Source organism: Streptomyces neyagawaensis (assembly GCF_023516595.1).
GTDB lineage: Bacteria > Actinomycetota > Actinomycetes > Streptomycetales > Streptomycetaceae > Streptomyces > Streptomyces neyagawaensis.
This window is the reverse complement of sequence record NZ_JAMGBG010000005.1, coordinates 40,420-61,863: the sequence shown is the minus strand read 5'-3', so window position 1 is coordinate 61,863 and position 21,444 is coordinate 40,420. Positions and strand designations below refer to the sequence as shown.

The window sequence follows — 21,444 nt, the reverse complement described above, 5'->3', positions numbered from 1 at the left end:
TCGATGCATTTGTCAGATACCCCGGGAGAATTCCGGAAGGTTCGTTCCGAGCCATCCGGAAACGGCGTCCACGGTGGTTTTCAGATGCTGTTCCATCATTGACCAGTGATTTCCTGGTACATCCAGGACGGAATGCGCGGACGGCCATGACGCCCGCCAGTCGATGTCGCTGTCCGGTGCCGGTTCCGCCAGGGGGCTCGATGCGCGGACCAGCAGCACGGGCGCCTCGACGGGGGGCGGCACCCAGTCGTCCAGGAGCTGGAAGTAGCGGCCCATGGCCGTCAGCCGGGTGCCGTCCATCGGGGCGGCCCGGTCCTCGCGCTCGAACATGCCGCTGACCAGTACGTCGTCGAACTGGGTCATCGCCTCGTCCCCGGACAGATACGTGTCCAGCAGCACCACGGCGGCCGGGCCTGCCCCGAGCGCCTCCAGGCGAGCGGCGGCGGCGTGGGCGAGGGTGCCGCCCGACGAGGAGCCGAGCAGCACCTTCGGCCGGTCACCGAGGCGCCGCAGGAGGACCTCGGTCTGGAAGTCCAGCAGGGAGGACATGTCGGCGGGCAGTGGCTCGTCGGGGGCGAAGCCGGGCGCGTCCAGCGCGCTGACCCCGTAGCGGCCCTCGAAGGCGGACGCCAAACGGCTGTACTGATGGGCTCCGCCGAGCGCCACCACCGAGGCGAAGCAGACCAGTTCGGGCGCGTCGTCGCGGATGTGCAGCCGCAGCAGCTCCGGACGCCGTCCGGACGAGCTCAGCAGCTCGGGGCCGGACCCGAAGTCGGGGCGGAGCTTCGCGGCCTGCTGGAGGATCTGGATGCCCTCGTGGATCCGGCCCACCTCGCACGCCTGCCGGAACAGGGCGCTGACCGGGTCGTACGGTGCTTCACCGACCCCCCGCCCGGCTCCGGGAGCGGTGTTCCGGGTCAGTTCCTCCCGCAGGTGCTCGGCCAGCCGCGCGGGGGTTCCCGAGTCGAGTACGGCGGTGGGGCGCAGCCGCAGGTCGAGCGCGGCGGCGAGGCGGTTGCGCAACTCGACGGCGGTCAGCGAGTCGAACCCGCTCTCCAGGAAGGCGTCACCCTCGGACAGCGCGTCCGGGTCGGCGTGGCCGAGCACCTCCGCCGCCTGGGTCCGCACCAGCCGCAGCAGGATCTCGCCCTGTTCGGCCTCCGGCACGGCGGCCAGCCGGGGCCGCAGCGACGCGTCGGCCTGCGGGCCACGCCGGCGTACGGCCGGGGTCCGGATCAGCGACCGCAGCAGGTGGGGCACCGGGCCACCGGGCCGGGCCCGCAGATCGAGGCCCACCGGGACGAGGACCGGGTCGTCGCCCGCCAGTGCCGCGTCGAACAGTGCCAGGCCCTCCTCGGTGGGCAGGGCGCGCACCCCGCTCCGCGCCATCCGCCGCAGGTCCGTGTCGCCGAGGCCGTCGGTGAGACCGGTGCGCTGCTCCCACAGGCCCCAGGCCAGGGAGGTGCCGGGCAGCCCCGCCCGGTGGCGGGCGGCGGCCAGGGCGTCGGTGAAGGCGTTGGCGGCGGCGTAGGCGGCCTGGCCGGGGCTGCCGAAGACACCGGCGGAGGAGGAGAACAGGACGAACGCCGTCAGATCCTGCTCCCGGGTCAGCTCGTGCAGGTTCCAGGCGCCGTCGGCCTTGGGGCGCAGAACGGCCGACAGCCGCTCGGGGGTGAGGGCCTCCAGCAGCCCGTCGTCCAGGACGCCGGCCGTGTGCACGACGGCGCGCAGCGGGTGCTCCGAGGGAATCGCCGCGAGGCAGTCGGCCAGCGCCTCCCGGTCGGCCACGTCGCACGCCGCGACGGTGACCTCGGCTCCCGCCGCGGTCAGCTCCTCGGTGAGAGAGGCCGTGCCTTCGGCGGCGGCGCCCCGGCGGCCGAGCAGCAGCAGATGCCGTACGCCATGGGTGGTGACCAGGTGACGGGCCACCAGTCCGCCCAGGGTGCCTCCGCCTCCGGTGACGAGGACGGTGCCCTCCGGGTCGAACCCGGCGGGACGGTCGGCGACGGGCGGGCGGACCAGGCGGGGTGCGTACAAGGTGCCGTCACGCAGGGCGAGTTGGGGTTCGCCCTCGGCCAGGGCGGTGGCGAGGGCGGCTTCGAGGCCGTCGCCGCCATCGGTGTCCAGCAGGACGAAGCGGCCGGGGTGCTCCAGCTGGGCGGTGCGCAGGAGCCCCCAGGCGGCGGCGCCCCCGAGGTCCGCGGGGGCGCCGTCGAGGTCGACCGCGCCACGGGTGAGCAGCACCAGGGGGGTTTCGGTGAACTTCGGCTCTGCCAGCCAGCGTTGGAGCAGGGCGAGGACCGCTTCGACGGAGGTCCGGGCGCCCTCGGGGCCCGGGGTCCCGGCCGGCGGGCACAACACCAGCACCGCGTCGGACGTGGCGGGCACATCGGTGAGGTCGGGGCACCGGTCGGCCCGGAAGCCGGCCGGCAGCAGGTCGCCGTCGCAGGCGCCGAGCGTGGCCCAGGTGCCGGGGGACGGATCGGTGGCGGGCAGCGGCGTCCAGTCGAGGCGGAACAGCGACCGCTCGGCGGCGGCAGGAGCACCCGCCGCCGCCCGCAGGGTCAGCGCGCCGACGGTGACGACCGGGCGCCCGGTGCGGTCGGTGATCCGTACCGACACGGCGTCGCCACCCTGCTCGGCCGGGGCCAGCACGACCCGCAGGACCGGGTCGGCCGCCGGGGCGAGGGTGACGTCGTGCCACGAGAAGGGCAGCGGCACGCCTCCCGTGCGGCCGGGGTCGGTGGAGTCGGGGCGCAGGGCGACTGTCTGGAGCGCGGCGTCGAGCAGGGCCGGGTGGACGGCGAAGCCGCTCTCGCGGGTCCCCGGCACCGACTCGGGCAGAGCCACCTCGGCGTGGATCTCGTCGCCGACCCGCCAGGCGGCGCGCAGGCCCTGGAAGAGCGGGCCGTAGTGGACGCCGGCCGCCTCGAAGTCGGCGTACAGGCTGTCGAGTTCGAGCCGCTCGGCGCCGTCGGCGGGCGGCCACCGGCCGGGGTCACCCGGCGCGGAGGCGGGCGTCCCGGCCAGGGTGCCCCCCGCGTGGCGTACCCACGGTTCGGTGGACTCGGGGTCGTCGGGGCGGGAGTACAGCGCCACGGCCCGGCGGCCCTCGGGGTCGGGCGCGTCCACGGTCAGGCGGAGCCGTCGGGCCTCGTCGGCGGCTGGGGCCTGTGTCGGAAGTGGCGTCGTCCGCCCGGAGGGCGGGCCGGGCGGCGTCTGGTGCGTGCTCTCGGCGTGCCGGGCGGAAGGCCTCGTACTGGGCGTACTTGGGCTTTCGCCCGGTGCGTCGAGAGTATGTGCCGGGCGTCGCCCGGCAGGCGCCACTTCCGACACAGGCCCCAGCACGAGGGGTGCGGCCAGGGTGAGTTCCTCGACCGTGGTGCAGCCGACGTGGGCGGCTGCGTGGGCGGCCATCTCCACGAAGGCGACGCCGGGCAGCAGCACCGTGCCGGAGACCGCGTGGTCCGCCAGCCACGGATGGGTGCGCGACGACAGGCGCCCCGTGAAGAGCACTCCGTCGCCGTCCGGCAGATCCACGGCGGCGGTCAGCAGCGGGTGCCCCGTCTCCGTCTGGCCCGCCGACTCGGGGTCCCCGGCGTGCGCGGGCACGTCGAGCCAGTAGTGGGTGCGCTGGAAGGCGTACGTCGGCAGGTCGGTCAGACGGGCCCCGGTGCCGTCGAACGCGCGCCGCCAGTCGACGGCCACGCCGTTCGCGTGCGCCTCGCCGAGCGCCAGCAGCATCCGGTTCAGCCCGCCCTCGTCGCGCCGCAGGGTGCCCAGCACCACGGCGTCGTCCGCGTCGGCGTCGGCCGCGGTGTCGCCGATGCCGTAGGTGAGCAGCGGGTGGGGGCTCACCTCGACGAAGGTGCGGTGCCCGGCGTCGAGGAGCAGGCGTATCGCGTCGTGGAAGCGGACGGTCTGGCGGAGGTTGCGGTACCAGTACTCGTGGGTGAGGTCGCCGGGACCGATCCAGTCGGCGTCCACCGTGGACACCAGGGGCACGGCCGGGGCCTTGGGAACGAGCGAGGACAGGTCCTCGCCCAGCCGGTCCCGTACGGTGCTCACGTCGTCCGAGTGGGAGGCGTAGTCCACCGGGATGCGCCAGGCCATGACGCCCTCGGCGGAGAGTTCATCGACGAGGGCGCCGACCTCGTCGCCGGGTCCGGCGACGACGAGCACGCGGGGGCCGTTGACGGCGGCGACCGTCACCTTGCCCGAGCGGCGTTCCAGGTAGGGGGCGACCTCGGCCTGGGAGAGCACCACGGTGGCCATGCCTCCGCCCCCGCCGAGGCCGGCGAGGGCCCGGCTGCGCAGCGCCACCACGCGGGCCCCGTCCTCCAGGGTGAGAGCACCCGCGACACAGGCGGCGGCGACCTCGCCCTGGCTGTGGCCGACGACCGCGGCAGGCTCCACCCCGTACGACCGCCAGAGCGCCGCCAGCGACACCATCACGGAGAACAGGACGGGCTGGAGGACGTCCACCCGGTCCAGGGTCGGCGCGCCCGGCGTGCCACGGAGCACCTCGGTGACCGACCAGTCGATGTACGGGGCGAGCGCCTGTTCGCAGTCCGCGATCCGGGCGGCGAACTCCGGTGACGTGTCGAGGAGTTCGGCGCCCATGCCGGGCCACTGGGAGCCGAGGCCGGGGAAGACGAAGACGGCCTTGCGGCCTGGCTGGGCGCGGGCGGTGACGACCGCCGGGTCGGGCCGTCCGGCGGCCAGCGCGGCCAGGCCGGACAGCAGGGCGGGACGGTCGTCGCCGACGACGACGGCACGGTCGGCGAAGCGGGATCTGCCGCTGGCCAGCGAGAGGCCGACGTCCACAGGACGCGCCTCGGGGTCGTCGGTGAGGTGGGTGTGGAGGGCGGCGGCCTGGCCGCGCAGCGCCGCTTCGCCCTTGCCCGAGAGCAGCCAGGCGACGGGGGCGGGGGCCGATTCCCCGGTGTCCGGGGGTGTGTCGAGGTCGGCGGGCGCCGCCTCCAGAACGGTGTGGGCGTTGGTGCCGCTGGCGCCGAAGGAGGAGACGCCGGCGCGGCGGGGGTGGCCGTTGTCCGGCCAGGGGGTGGCCGTGGTGAGCAGGGCGATGTTGCCCTCGGTCCAGTCGACCTGCGGGGTGGGACGGTCGATGTGCAGGGTGCGGGGCAGCAGGCCGTGGCGCATCGCGAGCACCATCTTCATGACGCCGCCGACCCCGGCGGCGGCCTGGGTGTGGGTGAGGTTGGACTTGAGCGAGCCGAGCAGCAGCGGCCGGTCCGCCGGGCGGCCCTGACCGTAGGTGGCCAGCAGCGCCTGAGCCTCGATGGGGTCGCCGAGGCGGGTCCCCGTGCCGTGCGCCTCCACCGCGTCGACCTCGGCCGGTGAGAGGCCGGCCGCCGCCAGGGCCTGCTGGATCACCCGTTGCTGGGAAGGGCCGTTGGGCGCGGTCATGCCGTTGCTGGCGCCGTCCTGGTTGACCGCCGAGCCCCGCACCAGCGCCAGCACGGGGTGGCCGTTGCGCCGGGCGTCCGAGAGCCGTTCGAGGAGCAGCACGCCGACGCCCTCGCCGAAGCCGGCACCGTCGGCGGCCGCGGCGAACGACTTGCTGCGGCCGTCCGGCGCCAGTCCGCGCTGGCGGCTGAACCCGACGTACAGGCTCGGTGTGGACATCACCGTGACACCGCCCGCCAGGGCGAGGGAGATCTCCCCCGCCCGCAGCGCCTGGCAGGCCAGGTGCAGGGCGACCAGCGACGACGAGCACGCGGTGTCGATCGTGACGGCCGGGCCCTCCAGGCCGAGGATGTAGGCGATCCGGCCGGTGACCACGCTGGGCACGGTGCCGGTGCCGATGAACGCCTCGACGTCCTCCGGTATCCGCTGCAGCCGGGCGCCGTACTCGTTGTACATGACGCCCGCGTAGACGCCGGTGCGGCTGCCGCGCAGGGACAGCGGGTCGATGCCACCGCGCTCGACGGCCTCCCAGCAGGTCTCCAGCAGGAGTCGCTGCTGGGGGTCCATGGCCAGGGCCTCACGGGGCGAGATCCCGAAGAAGCCGGCGTCGAAGCCGCAGGCGTCGTGCAGGAAGCCGCCCTCCCGGGTGTTGGACGTACCCGGGGTGTCGGGGTCGGGGTCGTACAGTGCGGCGGCGTCCCAGCCCCGGTCGGCGGGGAACTCGCTGACCGCGTCGCGTTCTTCGGCGAGCAGCCGCCACAGGTCCTCCGGGGTGCGGACCCCTCCCGGGAAGCGGCAGCTCATGGCGACGATGGCGACCGGTTCCCGGGACTCGTCGCGCAGCCGTGTGTTCTCGCCGCGCAGCCGCTCGTTCTCCAGCAGGGAGGCGCGCAGCGCCTCGACCACCTTGTCCGTGGACATCCCTCTCCTCACCTCTCGTTCCGGGCCGGTACGCGGTCAGACACTCTCGCTCCCCAGTGCCAGCCGTACGAGGCCGTCCACGTCCATCTCCTCGATGCCGGACGTCCGTTCGGACGACGCCGGTGTGCCGCCGTCCCGGTTCTCCGGTCCGGCCAGGCGCAGCAGTGCCTCCAGCAGGCCGGAGTCGCGCAGCCTGTCCAGCGGGATCGTGGACAGCGCGCGGGTGATCTCGTCGTCGGCCGGGGTCGGCGCCGCCGCGGCCGGCGGGGTGCCGGCCGGGGCGAGACGTTCGGCGCAGTACCCGGCGACGGCCGCCGGGCTCGGGTAGTCGAACACCAGGGTGGCGGGGAGCCGCAGTCCGGTCGCGGCGTTGAGGCGGTTGCGCAGTTCCACCGCGGTCAGCGAGTCGAAGCCGAGCTGCCGGAAGGCGCGTTCGGGGTCGACGGCCGAGGCTCCGGCGTGCCCGAGCACATCGGCGGCGTGCGCGCACACCAGGTCGGCGAGGACGGCGCGGGCGTCGTCGGCGGCCAGGCCGGCGAGCCGCCCGCGCAGGGTGTCCGCCGCGTCGGCGGCGCCGCCGGTGGCCGCCGTCCGGCGGGCGGCGCCGCGCACCAGTGAGCGGAAGAGGGCGGGCACGGCGCCGGTGCCCGCCCTGGAGCGCAGCCTGGCCAGGTCGAGCCGGACCGGGACCAGGACCGCGTCGTCCCGTTCGAGCGCGGCGTCGAACAGGGCGAGTCCCTCGTCGGAGGTGAGTGCCCCCACGCCGCCCCGGGCGATGCGCCGCAGGTCGACCTCGTCGAGGGTGCCGGTCAGGGTGGAGCGCTCGGCCCACATGCCCCAGGCGATCGACTGTGCGGGCAGGCCCTGGGCGCGACGGTGCTGGGCGAGGGCGTCCAGGAAGGCGTTGGCCGCCGCGTAGTTGCCCTGCCCGGAGCTGCCGACGGTGCCGGAGGCGGACGAGAAGAGCACGAAGGCGGCCAGTGGCAGGTCGCGGGTCAGTTCGTGCAGGTTGAGCGCGGCGTCCGCCTTGGGGCGCAGGACGTGGTCGAGTCGCTCGGGGGTCAGCGAGCCGATGACCCCGTCGTCGAGGACGCCGGCCGAGTGGACCACGGCGGTGAGCGGGTGGGTGTCGGGGACACCCGCGAGGAGTCCGGCCAGGGCGTCCCGGTCGGCCGTGTCGCAGGCGGCGGTCTCCACCCGGGCGCCCAGGGCGGTGAGTTCGTCGACCAGGGCGGTCGCCTCGGGGGTGTCGGCGCCGCGCCGCCCGGTCAGCAGCAGGTGGCGTACCCCGTGCTCGGTGACCAGGTGACGGGCGACCAGGCCGCCGAGGACGCCGAAGGCGCCCGTGACGAGCACCGTGCCCTCGGGGTCCCACGGCTTGCCGGCCACGGCCTCGGCATCCGTGGGCGGGGTCCTGGTCAGACGGGGTGCGAGGGTCCGTCCGTCGCGTACCGCGAGCTGGGGTTCCGTCGCGGACAGCGCGGCGGGCAGGGCCTTGAGCGCCTCGGCCGGGTCCTCGGCGTCGACGAGGACGAACCGGTCGGGGTGTTCGGACTGCGCGGAGCGCACGAGCCCCCACACGGCGGCGGCCGCCAGGTCGCCGATGTCCTCGCCGCGTGCGGTGGCGACACCGCCCCGGGTGACGAGGACCAGGCGGGTGTCGGCCCAGCGGTCGTCGGCCAGCCAGGTCTGCAGCAGACGCAGGGTGGCGGCGAGCGCGGTACGGGCGGCGTCCGCGCTGTTCCCGCCGGGCGGGCAGAGCGTGACGACCACGTCGGGCACCGCGGCGTCCCCGTCCACGGCGGCGGTGAGCGCGTCGAGGTTCTCGTGGGTCTCGGGCAGCAGGTGCTCGGTGCCGAGGGCGGCCCACCGGCCGACGGGCGGCTCGGTGGTGGCGGGCAGGGCGGTCCAGCCCAGGGTGAACAGCGAGTCGCGTCCCTGTGCCGCGGCGCCGCGCAGGGCGTCGACGGCGATGGGCCGGATGGCCAGCGCCGCCACGTCGGCGACCGGCCGGCCGGCCGGGTCGGCGGCGGACAGCGCCACCGAACCGGTGTCGTCGTAGCTCAGCCGCACGCGCAGTTCGGTCGCGCCGGAGGCGTGCAGGCGGACGCCTTCCCAGGAGAAGGGCAGCCTGGCGGTGCCGGGTTCGTCGTTCTGGTCGGCACCTTCGGGGGCGGCCAGCCACAGACCGTGCAGGGCCGCGTCCAGCAGCGCGGGGTGCAGACCGAAGCCGGCGGCCCCGGTGTGCAGGTCCTCCGGCAGTCGGACCTCCACGTAGACGTCCTGGCCGAGGCGCCAGGCGGCGTGCAGGCCGTGGAAGGCGGGGCCGTATCCGTAGCCGGCGTCCGCGAACCGCTCGTAGAGGCCGTCGACGGACACGGGTTCCGCCCCGGCGGGCGGCCATGCCGCGCCGTACGGGTGGGCCGCCGGGTCGGTGGACCCGGCGGGGGCGAGGACGCCGGTGGCGTGCCCGGTCCACGGAGTGCCGGCGCCGTCCTCGCCCCGGGAGAACACGCCGAGGGTGCGCCGCCCGGACTCGTCGGGCGCGCCGACCCGCACCTGGATCTGGACGGCGGCGTCCCGGTCGAACACCAGCGGTGCCTGGAGGGTCAGTTCCTCGACCCGGGGGCAGTCCGCCTCGTCGCCGGCGCGTACGGCCAGTTCCACGAAGCCGGTGCCGGGCAGCAGGACCACGCCGGAGACCGCGTGGTCCGCGAGCCAGGGGTGGGTGCGTGTCGACAGGCTGCCGCTGAGCACGAGATCCCCGGTGTCGGCGACCTCGACGGCCGTGCCGAGCAGCGGGTGACCGGTGGCGCCGGGCCCGCGGGGCGTCGCCGCGGGCGGCTGGATCCAGTAGCGGCGACGCTGGAAGGCGTACGTCGGCAGCTCGGCCGTGCTCTCGCCGGGGAACGCGGCGGTCCAGTCGACCGCACCTCCGCGCACCCACAGTTCGGCCGCCGACAGCAGGACGCGTCGCAGGCCGCCCTCGTCGCGGCGCAGGGTGCCGAGGACGACGGCCTCGCGTCCGGCGGTCTCGGTGGTCTCCTCGATGGCCATGGTGAGCACGGGGTGCGGGCTGACCTCGACGAAGGAGGTGAACCCCTCGGCGGCCAGGACGCGGACGGCGGGGTCGAAGCCGACGGTCTGCCGCAGGTTGCGGTACCAGTAACCGGCGTGCATGCCGGTGGTGTCGAGCCAGCCGCCGTCCACCGTGGAGTACAGCGGGACCTCGCTCGGCAGCGGCTTGATGCCGGCCAGGGCGTCCATGAGGATGCCGTGGATCTCCTCGACGTGCTCGGAGTGCGAGGCGTAGTCGACGTCGATGCGCCGGGCCCGTACGCCTTGGGCCTCGCACTGCGCGAGCAGGGCCGCCAGAGCCTCCGCGTCGCCCGCGACCACGGTGGTGGCGGGGCCGTTCAGCGCGGCGACCGACAGGGCGCCGGCCCAGGGGGCGAGGGCCTCCCGTGCCTGGTCGGCGGGCAGGGACAGCGAGGCCATGCCGCCGCGGCCGGCCAGCGCGTCGAGGGTCTTGCTGCGCAGGGCGACCACCTGGGCCCCGTCCTCCAGGGACAGCGCGCCCGCCACGACAGCGGCGGCGATCTCGCCCTGGGAGTGGCCGACGACAGCGTCCGGTACGACACCGAACGACCGCCAGACCTCGGCCAGCGACACCATCACCGCGAACAGCGCGGGCTGGACGACGTCCACCCGGTCCCAGGCACTGCCCGAGCGCACGGCGTCGAGCAGCGACCAGTCGACGAAGGGTGCCAGCGCCCGTTCGCACTCCTCCATGCGGGCCGCGAACACCGGCGACTCGTCCAGCAACTCCCGTGCCATACCGGCCCATTGGGACCCCTGGCCGGGGAAGACGAAGACCGTGCGGCCCACGGTGTCGGCGACGCCGCGTACCAGGTCGGGGGCGGTGCCGTCGTCGGCGAGGGCCGTCAGCGCGGCGGGCAGCCGGGTGCCGTCGCCGACCAGTACGGCGCGGTGTTCGAACGCCGTGCGGGTGGTCAGGGCCCGGCCGATGTCGGCGGGCGGGAGGCCCGGCGTGTCGGCCAGGTGGGCGGTCAGCCGCTCGGCCTGGCCGCGCAGGGCGTCCGGGGACTTGGCGGAGAGCGGCCAGGCGACGGTCCCGGCCGGCACCTCGTCGGGTGTGTCCCGCGGGCTCTCCTCGGGGGCCGGCTCGGGAGCCTGCTCCACGATCGCGTGCACGTTGGTGCCGCTCATGCCGAACGCGGAGATCCCGGCACGGCGCGGGCGGCCCGTCACCGGCCACGGGGTCGTGTCGGTGACCACGTCCACGGCACCGGCCGTCCAGTCGACCTGGGTCGAGGGCCGGTCGACGTGCAGGGTGCGCGGCACCTGCCCGTGCCGGAGCGCCAGGACGGTCTTGATCACACCGGCGACGCCCGCGGCTGCCTGGGCGTGCCCGATGTTGGACTTCAGGGAGCCGATCAGCAGGGGGCGCCCGTCGGAGCGTTCCTGGCCGTACGTGGCGAGCAGGGCCTGGGCCTCGATGGGGTCGCCGAGCCTGGTGCCCGTGCCGTGGGTCTCGACGACGTCGATGTCGGCCGCCGAGAGCCGGGCGTTGGCGAGGGCGGCCCGGATGACCCGCTGCTGGGAGGGGCCGTTGGGGGCGGTCAGGCCGTTGCTGGCGCCGTCCTGGTTGACGGCGCTGCCGCGCAGGACGGCCAGCACGGGGTGCCCGTGCCGCTGGGCCTCGGAGAGCCGTTCGAGGAGGATCACGCCGACGCCCTCGGCCATGCCCATGCCGTCGGCGGCGTCGGAGAACGCCTTGCAGCGGCCGTCGGCGGCGAGGCCGCGCTGGCGGGCGAAGCTGATGATGGCGCCCGGGCTGGACATCACCGCGACGCCCCCGGCCAGGGCGAGTGAGCAGTCCCCGGCGCGCAGCGCCTGGGCGGCCAGGTGCACCGCGACGAGGGACGCGGAGCAGGCGGTGTCGACGGTGACGGCGGGGCCCTCCAGACCGAGGGTGTAGGAGATCCGGCCGGAGATCACGCTGGCCGCGCTGCCGGTGAGGAGGTGGCCCTCGTTCTCCTGGGTCTGGGCCACGGAGGCGCCGTAGTCCTGGTAGTTGACGCCGGTGAAGACGCCGGTGTCGGTGCCGCGCAGGCGGTCCGGGTCGAGACCGGCGCGTTCGAAGGTCTCCCAGGAGGTCTCCAGGAGCAGTCGCTGCTGCGGGTCCATGGCGACCGCCTCGCGCGGGGAGATGCCGAAGAAGTCGGCGTCGAACTCACCGGCGTCGTAGAGGAATCCGCCGTGCCGCACATAGCTGGTGCCGGGCTGGTCCGGGTCGGGGTCGAACATGGCCTCCAGCGGCCAGCCGCGGTCGGTCGGGAACTCCGAGACGACGTCGCCGCCTTCCTCCAGCAGCCGCCACAGCTGTTCGGGGGTGTGCACCCCGCCGGGGAAGCGGCAGCTCATCGCGATGATCGCGATCGGCTCGTCGGCCGCCGCGGTGCCGGCGGGCGCGGGCTCGCGCGTGGCGGGCGTCCGGTGCTCGCCGAGTACCTCGGCGCGGATGTGGTCGGCGAGCACGGCCGCGGACGGGTAGTCGAAGACGAGGGTGGCGGGCAGGGTGAGGCCGGTGGCGGCGCGGAGCCGGTTGCGCAGTTCGACGGCGGTCAGCGAGTCGAAGCCGAGTTCCTGGAACGCCCTGCCCGGCCGCAGCTCCTCCGGCGAGTCATGGCCGAGGACGGCCGCGGCGTGGGTGCGGACGAGGTCCAGGGTGACGCGGCGCTGCTCGGCCTCGGCCAGCCCGGTCAGGCGCTCGCGCAGCACGTCGGAGGCCGGTGTGGCGGCGCTCGCGCCGGGCGTCGCGGCCTCCTCCAGTTGCCGCCTGGCCTCCGGTACGCCGGTGAGCAGACGGCTGGGGCGTACGGAGCCGAAGACCGCGGCGAACTGTTCCCAGTCGACGTTGGCGAGGGCGATGACCGTCTCGTCGTCGTCGAGTGCCTGCTGGAGTCCGGCGAGCGCGAGGTCGGGCTCGATGAGCGGCAGGCCCTGCTTCTGCACCCGGTAGAAGTCGGACTCGTCGACGGTCTCGCGGACGGCCCACGGGTTGGCGGCCGACCAGACGCCCCAGTCGACGGTGGTGGCGCTCAGGCCCCGGGCCCTGCGGTGTTCGGCGAGGGCGTCGAGATAGGCGTTGCCGGCGGTGTAGGCGGCGTGGTTGCTGCTGCCCCAGACACCTGCGACGGAGGAGAACAGCACGAACGCGTCGAGCTCGCGGTCGAGCAGTTCGTCCAGGTGCCGGGCCCCCTCCGCCTTGGCGGCGACGACCTCGGCGAAGGCGTCGAGCGGGGTGTCGTCCAGGGAGGCCAGCTGGATGTAGGCGGCGGCGTGGAACACGGCGGTGACGGGGGTGCCTTGCTCCTCCAGTCCGGCGAGGAGTCCGGCGATCTGGTCGCGGTCGGCGACGTCGCACGCGGGCAGGGACAACTCGGTCCCCAGTTCGGCGAGTTCGGCCCGCAGTTCGTCGGCTCCGGGGACGTCGGCGCCGCGCCGTCCGGGAAGGACGAGGTGCTCGGCGCCGCCGCGGGCGAGCCAGCGCGCGACGTGGGGGCCGAGGGCGCCCGTGCCGCCGGTGACGAGGACGGTGCCCCGGGGCTTCCACGCGGGCCGGGTGCCGGACGGGCGGGGGGCGCGGACCAGGCGTCGGCCGAGCAGTCCGACGGAGCGGACGGCGAGCTGGTCCTCACCGGTGGCACCGGCGAGGATCGCGCGGAGCCGGTCGCGGGACAGGGAGTTGAGGCTCGGCGGCAGGTCGACCAGACCGCCCCAGCGGGTGGGGTGCTCCAGTGCGGCGACCATGCCGGTGCCCCAGATCAGTGCCTGGTCGGGTGCGGTAAGGGTGTCGGTGTCGCCGGTGGTGACGGCGCCGTGGGTGGCGCACCACAGCGGGGCTTCGACGCCCAGGTCGCCGAGCGCCTGGACGAGGACGAGGGTGAGGGCCGAACCGGCGGAGACGGCGGGATGGTCGGGGTGCGGTCGTCCGGCGATCGCCAGCAGCGACAGGACGCCCTGCGGGGTGCGGCCTTCCAGGGCGGTGGTGAGCCGCTCCCCCAGCGTGGCACGGTCGGCGTCCGCGTCGGTGAGCCGCACGGTCACGACGTCGGCTCCGGCTTCGGTGAGGGCTGTCACGGAGTCCCGTGCGAGCGGGGCGCCCGGTGCGTCGTCGTGCCCTTCGGGCAGGACCACGAGCCAGGTGCCGGACAGGGACGCGGCGGGCGGGTCGGGCACCGGCTGCCAGTCGACGCGGTAGCGCCAGGTGTCGACGGCGGCGCCCTCGCGCTGCCTGCGGCGCCAGGCGTTCAGGGCGGGCAGCACCGTGCCGAGCGTCTCGGCGTCCACGGCCAGGTCTCCGGCGGCCTCGGCGGCGTCACCGCGCTCGACGAGCCGCCAGAACGCGGAGTCCACCGCGTCCGTCTCGTCCGCCGTGCCCGACGGGGCGGCCGGCTCGGCGGACTGGAGCCAGTAGCGCCGGTGTTCGAAGGGGTAGGTGGGGAGGTCGGTGCGGCGGGCTCCGGTGCCTTCGAAGAGGACCGGCCACAGCACCGGGACGCCGCGCACCCACAGTTCGGCGGCCGAGGTGAGCGCGCGGGCGAGGCCGCCCTCGTCACGGCGGAGCGTGCCGGTCACCACGGTCCGCGGGGCCTCGGCGGACTCGGCGGCTGTGGCGGACTCGATGGTCTCCTGCACGGACATGGTGAGCACCGGGTGCGGCGAGACCTCGACGAAGACCTGGTGGCGCTGGTCGGCGAGGGCGCGTACGGCGCCGTCGAACTCGACGGTCTCGCGCAGGTTCCGGTACCAGTACCCGGCGTCCATCTCCGTCGTGTCCAGCCAGTCACCGGTGAGGGTGGAGTAGAGCGGCACCCGGCCCGCGACGGGCGTGATGCCGTCCAGTGCGCCGAGCACCTCCGCGCGGATGCGTTCGACGTGCGCGGAGTGGGAGGCGTAGTCCACCGCGATCGTGCGGGCCCGTACGCCGTCCTCCTCGCAGACGGCGATCAGCTCGGTCAGGGCCTCCGTGTCGCCGGAGACGACGACGGCGGACGGTCCGTTGACGGCGGCGAGGGAGAGCCGCCCGGACCACCGGGCGACGAGTTCGACGGCGCGCTCGCGCGGGACGGCCACGGAGACCATGCCGCCGTGCCCGGCGAGGGCGAGGATGGCCCGGCTGCGCAGGGCCACGACCTTGGCGCCGTCGTCCAGGGAGAGGGCCCCGGCGACCACGGCGGCGGCGATCTCGCCCTGGCTGTGGCCCAGTACGGCGTCGGGCTCGACGCCCCAGGAGCGCCACTGCGCGGCCAGCGAGACCATCACGGCCCACAGTGCGGGCTGGACCACGTCGACCCGTTCGAAGGGTGGCGTGTCCGGGGCGCCGCGCAGCACGGCGTCGAGCGACCAGTCGACGTACGGCGTCAGTGCCTGCTCGCAGGCGGCCATCGAGGCGGCGAACACCGGGGAGGTGTCCAGCAGTTCCACCGCCATACCGGCCCACTGCGCGCCCTGGCCCGGGAAGACGAACACCCGGCGGCCGTCGGTGTCGGCCACGCCGCGGATCAGCCCCGGGGTGTCCTCGCCGCCGGCCAGCCCGTCGAGAGCGGCCGACGGGGCGTCGCCGCCGGTGCCGAGGAGCACCGCGCGGTGTTCGAAGGGGGTACGGCCTGTCGCCAGGGAGTAGCCGGTGTCCAGCGGGTCGGGGGCGCCGCCTCCGGCGAGGTGGCCGCGCAGCCGCTGGGCCTGGTGGGTCAGGGCCTGCGGCGACCTCGCGGACAGCACCCAGGGCACGACCGGCGCGGTGGGCGCGTGCCGCGGCTCCGGGCCGGCGTCCGCGTCCGTTTCTGCGTCTGCGTCCGCGTCGGAGGCGGGGGGTGCCTGTTCGAGGATGGCGTGCACGTTGGTGCCGCTGAAGCCGAAGGAGGAGATGCCCGCGCGGCGGGGTGCGCCGGTGTCGGGCCAGTCGCGTGCCTCGGTGAGCAGTTCCACCTCGCCGGAGGCCCAGTCGACGTGCGGGGAGGGCTCGTCGGCGTGCAGGGTGCGCGGGAGGACGCCGTGCCGCAGCGAGAGCACGGTCTTGATCATTCCGGCGACTCCGGAGGCGGCCTGGGTGTGGCCGATGTTGGACTTGAGCGCGCCGAGCCAGAGCGGGCGGCCGTGCGGACGGTCCTGCCCGTAGGTGGCGAGCAGGGCGTCCGCCTCGATGGGGTCGCCGAGGGTGGTGCCCGTGCCGTGCGCCTCGACAACGTCGACGTCGGCCCCGGTCAGCCCGGCGTTGGTGAGGGCCTGGCGGATGACCCGCTGCTGGGCGAGGCCGTTGGGGGCGGACAGGCCGTTGCTGGCGCCGTCCTGGTTGACGGCGCTGCCGCGCAGCACGGCGAGCACCGGGTGACCGTTGCGGCGGGCGTCCGAGAGCCGCTCCAGCAGCACCACGCCGACGCCTTCGGCGAGGCCCATGCCGTCCGCGGAGGCGCCGAACGCCTTGCAGCGGCCGTCGGCGGCGAGGCCGCGCTGCCGGGAGAAGCCGACGAAGACGCCCGGGGTGGCCATCACGGCGACACCGCCGGCGAGGGCGAGCGAGCAGTCGCCGCCGCGCAGGGCCTGCGCCGCGAGGTGCGTCGCGACCAGGGAGGAGGAGCAGGCGGTGTCGACGGTGACCGCCGGGCCCTCCAGACCGAGGGTGTAGGCGACGCGCCCGGAGACCACGCTGGCGGCTCCGCCCGCGACCAGATGTCCTTCGCCGCCCTCCGGCGAGGAACCGGCGAGCGAGGTGTAGTCCTGGTAGTTGACGCCGGCGAAGACACCGGTCGGGGTGGTGCGCAGGGACGCCGGGTCGATGCCCGCCCGTTCGAACGCCTCCCAGGAGGTCTCCAGGAGCAGCCGCTGCTGCGGGTCCATGGCGACGGCCTCGCGCGGCGAGATACCGAAGAAGGCCGGGTCGAAGTCGCCCGCGTCGTGCAGGAAGCTGCCCTCGCGGACGTACGAGGTGCCCGGGTGGTCGGGGTCGGGGTGGTAGAGGCGGTCCAGGGGCCAGCCGCGGTCGGCGGGCATGCCGGAGAGCACCTCGCCGCCGTCGACGAGCAGTTGCCACAGCCGCTCCGGGGTGTCGATGCCCCCGGGGAAGCGGCAGCTCATCGCGACGATGGCGATGGGCTCGTCGGGGTCCGCGACGGGGACGACGGCCGCCGGGGCCGCGGCCGGGGCGGTGTCGCCGAGGAGCTCGGTGCGCAGGTGCTCGGCGAGGAGCGCGGCGCAGGAGTAGTCGAAGACGACGGTTGCGCGCAGCCGCAGGCCGGTGACCTGGTTGAGCCGGTTGCGCAGCTCGACGGCGATCAGTGAGTCGAAGCCCAGTTCACGGAAGGCCCGGTCGGGCAGGACGGCGTCGGCGGACTCGTGGCCGAGGACCGCGGCGGCGTTGGTGCGGACGAGTTCCAGCAGGGTCCGGCGGACCTCCGGTTCGGTCAGACCCGCGAGGGTGCGGCGCAGCGCGGAGGCGCCGTCGGTGTCGCCCGGGTCGGGTTCGGTCCGGTCCTCGGCGGTGGCCAGGGCGCGGACGTCGGGGAGGTCGGCGATGAGGGGGCTGGGCCGTACGGAGGTGAAGACGGGCACGAAGCGGGCCCAGTCGACGTCGGCGACCACGACGACGGTCTCGTCGTCGTCCAGGACGCGCTGGAGCCCGCCGACGGCCAGCCGCGGGTCCATGAAGGGGATGCCGCGTTCGAGGAGGGCGCGTTCGAGGTCGCTGGTGGCGAGGCCGCCGCCCTCGGCGCTCCAGATGCCCCAGACGACGGAGGTGGCGGCGAGGCCCCGGCCGCGTCGGTGGGCGGCGAGGGCGTCGAGGTAGGCGTTGCCCGCCGCGTAGGCGGCGTGGTCGGCGCTGCCCCACACCCCGGAGACGGAGGAGTACAGGACGAACGCGTCGAGGTCGGTGTCGGCGAGGACGGCGTCGAGGTTGGCGGCGCCCTGGACCTTGGCGGCCAGGGTCGCGGCCATGCTCGCCGGGTTCTCGTCGCGTACGGGGAACAGCTGGGCGGCCGCGGCGGTGTGCAGGACGGCGCGGACGGGGTGTCCGTCGGCGGCGACCCGGTCGACGAGCGCGGCGAGCGCCTCGCGGTCGGTGATGTCGCAGGCGGCCAGGGTCACACCGGTGCCCAGGGCGGTGAGTTCGGCCGCCAGTTCGTCGGCGCCGGGGGCGTCGGCACCCCGGCGGCTGACGAGGACCAGGTGGTCGGCGCCGCCCCGGGCGAGCCAGCGGGCGGCGTGCGCGCCGAGCCCGCCCGTGCCGCCGGTGACGAGGACCGTGCCGGAGGGCCGCCAGGGAGCCGACGGCGCGGAGGTGGAGGGGGTGGCGCGGACCAGTCGGCGGGCGTGGGCGCCGGAGGCCCGGATCGCGAGCTGGTCCTCGTCGCCGGCTCCGGCCAGCAGGTCGCCGAGCAGGTGCCCGGCGCGCTCGTCGCACTGCTCGGGCAGGTCGATCAGACCGCCCCACAGGCTCGGGTGCTCCAGCGCCGCCGTGCGGCCGAAGCCCCAGACGAGGGCCTGGACCGGGTGGGGCACCGGCTCCGACGGGTGCACCGGGACGGCGCCGGAGGTGGCGCACCACAACGTGGTCCGGACGTCGAGGTCGTCCAGCGCCTGGACGAGCGCGGTGGTGAGCGCCAGGCCGACGGGCAGGGCGGGCAGGCCCTCGTGCGGCCGCTCGTCGAGGGCCAGCAGGGACAGCACTCCGGAGGGGGCGGTCTCCGTGCCGGGCCCGGTGGCCAGCAGTTCGCGCAGGTGGTCGGTGAGCCGGGACCGGTCGGTGTGGGTGTGGTCGAGGACGACGAGTTCGGGGTTGGCGCCGCGCTCGCGCAGGGCCTCGACGGCACGGGTCACCGCCGCGTCGGCGGTGTGGCCGTCCGGGACGAGGACCGGCCAGCGGCCCCGCAGCGGTCCGGCGGTCTTGGCCGTGAGCCGCTGCCAGGAGATGTGGTAGCGCCAGCCGTCGAGGACGGCCCGGTCACGGCGGTCGCGGCGCCAGGCGGAGAGGGCGGGCAGGATGTCGCTCCAACTGGCGGCCTCGACGCCGAGCGTGGCGGCGACCGCGGCGACGTCCTCGCGTTCGACGGCGGCCCAGAAGGCGGCGTCCGCGGGGTCGGCGGTCTCCGGCGCGGTGCCGGGCCGGGTCTGCGGCTCCAGCCAGAAGCGCCGGTTCTGGAAGGCGTACGTGGGCAGTTCGACCCGCTCGGGCCGGTGCCCGGCGAACACGGCCGTCCAGTCCACCGGCACGCCGTGCACGTGCACCTGGGCGAGGGCGGTGAGCACCCGGTGCAGGCCGCCCTCGTCGCGGCGCAGGGTGCCGGTGACCAGGGTCGGCGGGGCCGGGACCGCCGCGTCGGGGTCGGCGAGGTCGTCGAGGGTGTCCTGCGTCGGCACGGTGAGCACGGGGTGCGGGCTGATCTCGACGAAGACGCTGTGGCCGCGCCGGACGAGGTCGCGCACGGCGGCGTCGAACTCGACGGTCTGCCGCATGTTCCGGAACCAGTAGCCGGCGTCCAGGCCGGTCGTGTCGAGGGATCCGCCGGTCACCGTCGAGCAGAACGGAATCGTGGCGGCGGTGGGCCGGACGTCGGCGAGCGCGTCGAGCATGCCGTCGCGCAGCCGGTCCATGTGCGCGGAGTGGCCCGCCACGTCGGCGGCGACCCGCCGGGTCCGCACCTCGCGTTCCTCGCACTGGCGGAGGAACTCCTCCAGGGCCTCGGGATCCCCGGAGACGACCGCGGAGGCCGGGCCGTTGACGGCGGCGACCGACAGACGGCCCTCCCAGGCGCACAGGCTCTCCCGCAGGGTGTCGGCGGGCAGCGCCACGGAGGCCATGCCACCGGTGCCGGACAGTCCCAGCTGGGCGCGGCTGCGTACGGCGACGATGCGGGCGGCGTCGTCGAGCGACAGGGCGCCGGCGACGTACGCGGCGGCGATCTCGCCCTGGGAGTGGCCCACGACGGCGTCGGGTTCGACCCCGTACGACCGCCACACGGCGGCGAGGGAGACCATCACCGCGAACAGCACCGGCTGGACGACGTCGATGCGGTCCAGCGGCGCCGCGTCGGGCTCGCCGCGCACGACCGCCGACAGCGACCAGTCCAGGTGCGGGGCGAGGGCCTGTTCGCACTCGGCCATGCGGGCGGCGAACACCGGTGACTCGTCCAGGAGTTGCCGTGCCATGCCAGCCCACTGCGAGCCCTGGCCGGGGAAGACGAAGACGGTCCTGCCGTCGCCCGCGCCGGTCCGGCCGCTGACCGTCTCGGCGGCGCTGGTGCCCGCCGCGACGGCGGCGAGCCCGCGCAGGAAGCCCTCGGGCCGGTCGGCCACGACGACGGCCCGGTGCTCGAAGGCGGAGCGGGTGGTCGCGAGCGAGTGGCCGACATCGGCAGGGCGGAGTCCGGGCCGGTCGGCGAGCCAGGAGGCGAGCCGGGCCGCCTGGTCGCGCAACGCCTCCGGGCTGCGGCCGGACAGCGGCCAGGGCACGGTCGGCAGGGGGTCCACGCCGGACGCGGAACCGGACGCAACACCGGACCCGGCGTCCGGCGCGGTACGCGGCCCGGCGCCGGCGATCGGCTCGGCCGCGCCCTGCCGACCGCCCTCGGGCGCCTGCTCGGCGGCGGGCCGCTGCTCGGCCTCGGATGCCTGCTCGATGATGACGTGCGCGTTCGTGCCGCTCATGCCGAACGAGGAGACGCCCGCGCGGCGCGGGCGGCCCGCGACGGGCCAGTCGCGGCGTTCGGTGAGCAGCCGCACGCCGCCGGAGCTCCAGTCGACGTGCGGGGTGGGCGCGTCCACGTGCAGGGTCTGCGGCAGGACGCCGTGCCGGATCGCCATGACGACCTTGATGACACCGGCCAGGCCCGCCGCGGCCTGGGTGTGGCCGATGTTGGACTTGATCGAGCCGAGCCACAGCGGTTGGTCCTCGGCGCGGTCCTGGCCGTAGGCGGCGAGCAGGGCGTCGGCCTCGATGGGGTCGCCGAGCCGGGTGCCGGTGCCGTGCGCCTCGACGGCGTCGACATCGGCCGGTGCCAGCTGGGCGTCGGCGAGCGCGGCGCGGATCACGCGCTGCTGCGAGGGACCGTTGGGGGCGGTCAGGCCGTTGCTGGCGCCGTCCTGGTTGATGGCGCTGCCCCGCAGCACCGCGAGGACCGGGTGGCCGTTGGCGCGGGCGTCGGAGAGGCGCTCCACGAGCAGCACGCCGACGCCCTCGCCCCAGCCGGTGCCGTCGGCCGCCGCCGCGAAGGGCTTGCTGCGGCCGTCGGCGGCGAGGCCGCCCTGGCGGGAGATCTCCACGAAGGCGCCCGGCAGGGCCATCACGTTGACGCCGCCGACGAGCGCGAGCGAGCACTCGTCGTTGCGCAGCGACTGCGCCGCGAGGTGCAGCGCCACCAGCGAGGCGGAGCAGGCGGTGTCGACGGTGACCGAGGGCCCTTCCAGGCCCATGACGTAGGAGACGCGCCCGGACATGACGCTGATCGCGTTGCCGGTCATCAGGAAGCCCTGGACGCCCTCGGGCGCGCCGTCGGCCAGCGACATGTAGCCCTGGTCGATGGAGGCGGCGAACACGCCGGTACGGCTGCCGCGCAGCGACACGGGGTCGATGCCGCCTCGTTCGACGGCCTCCCAGCAGGTCTGGAGCATCAGCCGCTGCTGCGGGTCCATGGCGAGCGCCTCGCGGGGCGAGATGCCGAAGAAGGCCGGGTCGAAGCCGCCGGCCTCGTCCAGGAAGGCCCCGGTGACGGGGACGCCGGAGCCGGCCAGCCCGGTGGTGTCCCAGCCCCGGTCGGCGGGGATCCCGGAGTAGGTGTCGCGGCCGTCCGCCACCAGCTCCCACAGGTCCTCCGGACTGTGCACCCCGCCGGGGAAGTGGCAGCTCATCGCGACGACGGCGATGGGCTCACGGCTGCGCTCCTCGACGTCCCGCAGCCGTCGCCGGGTCTGCTGGAGGTCGATGGTGACGCGGTTGAGGTAGTCGCGGAGCTTCTGCTCGGTCCGGTCGCTCACTGTGCGTTCTCGCCTTCTCCTGGAAACGGCTGTACG

General features: G+C 75.4%; 2 protein-coding genes. Both read right to left on the bottom strand.

Annotated features, from left to right (window positions below; all coding sequences use genetic code 11):
* Positions 1-12 precede the first annotated feature (12 nt).
* Positions 13-6,351 carry a type I polyketide synthase gene (locus tag M8J73_RS02605; RefSeq protein ID WP_055537120.1) on the bottom strand — a complete coding sequence of 2,113 codons (6,339 nt, stop codon included), beginning with the start codon at positions 6,349-6,351 and terminating at the stop codon, positions 13-15.
* Between the two features lie 36 nt (positions 6,352-6,387).
* A complete protein-coding gene (locus M8J73_RS02600; RefSeq protein ID WP_249828178.1) occupies positions 6,388-21,408 on the bottom strand; it encodes a type I polyketide synthase in 15,021 nt (5,006 codons plus the stop codon).
* Between the last annotated feature and the right edge of the window lie 36 nt (positions 21,409-21,444).

What these genes read in the sequence shown, in the direction of transcription:
- M8J73_RS02605 (WP_055537120.1), bottom strand. Translation starts at nt 6,351, where the DNA reads ATGTCCACGGACAAGGTGGTCGAGGCGCTGCGCGCCTCCCTGCTGGAG.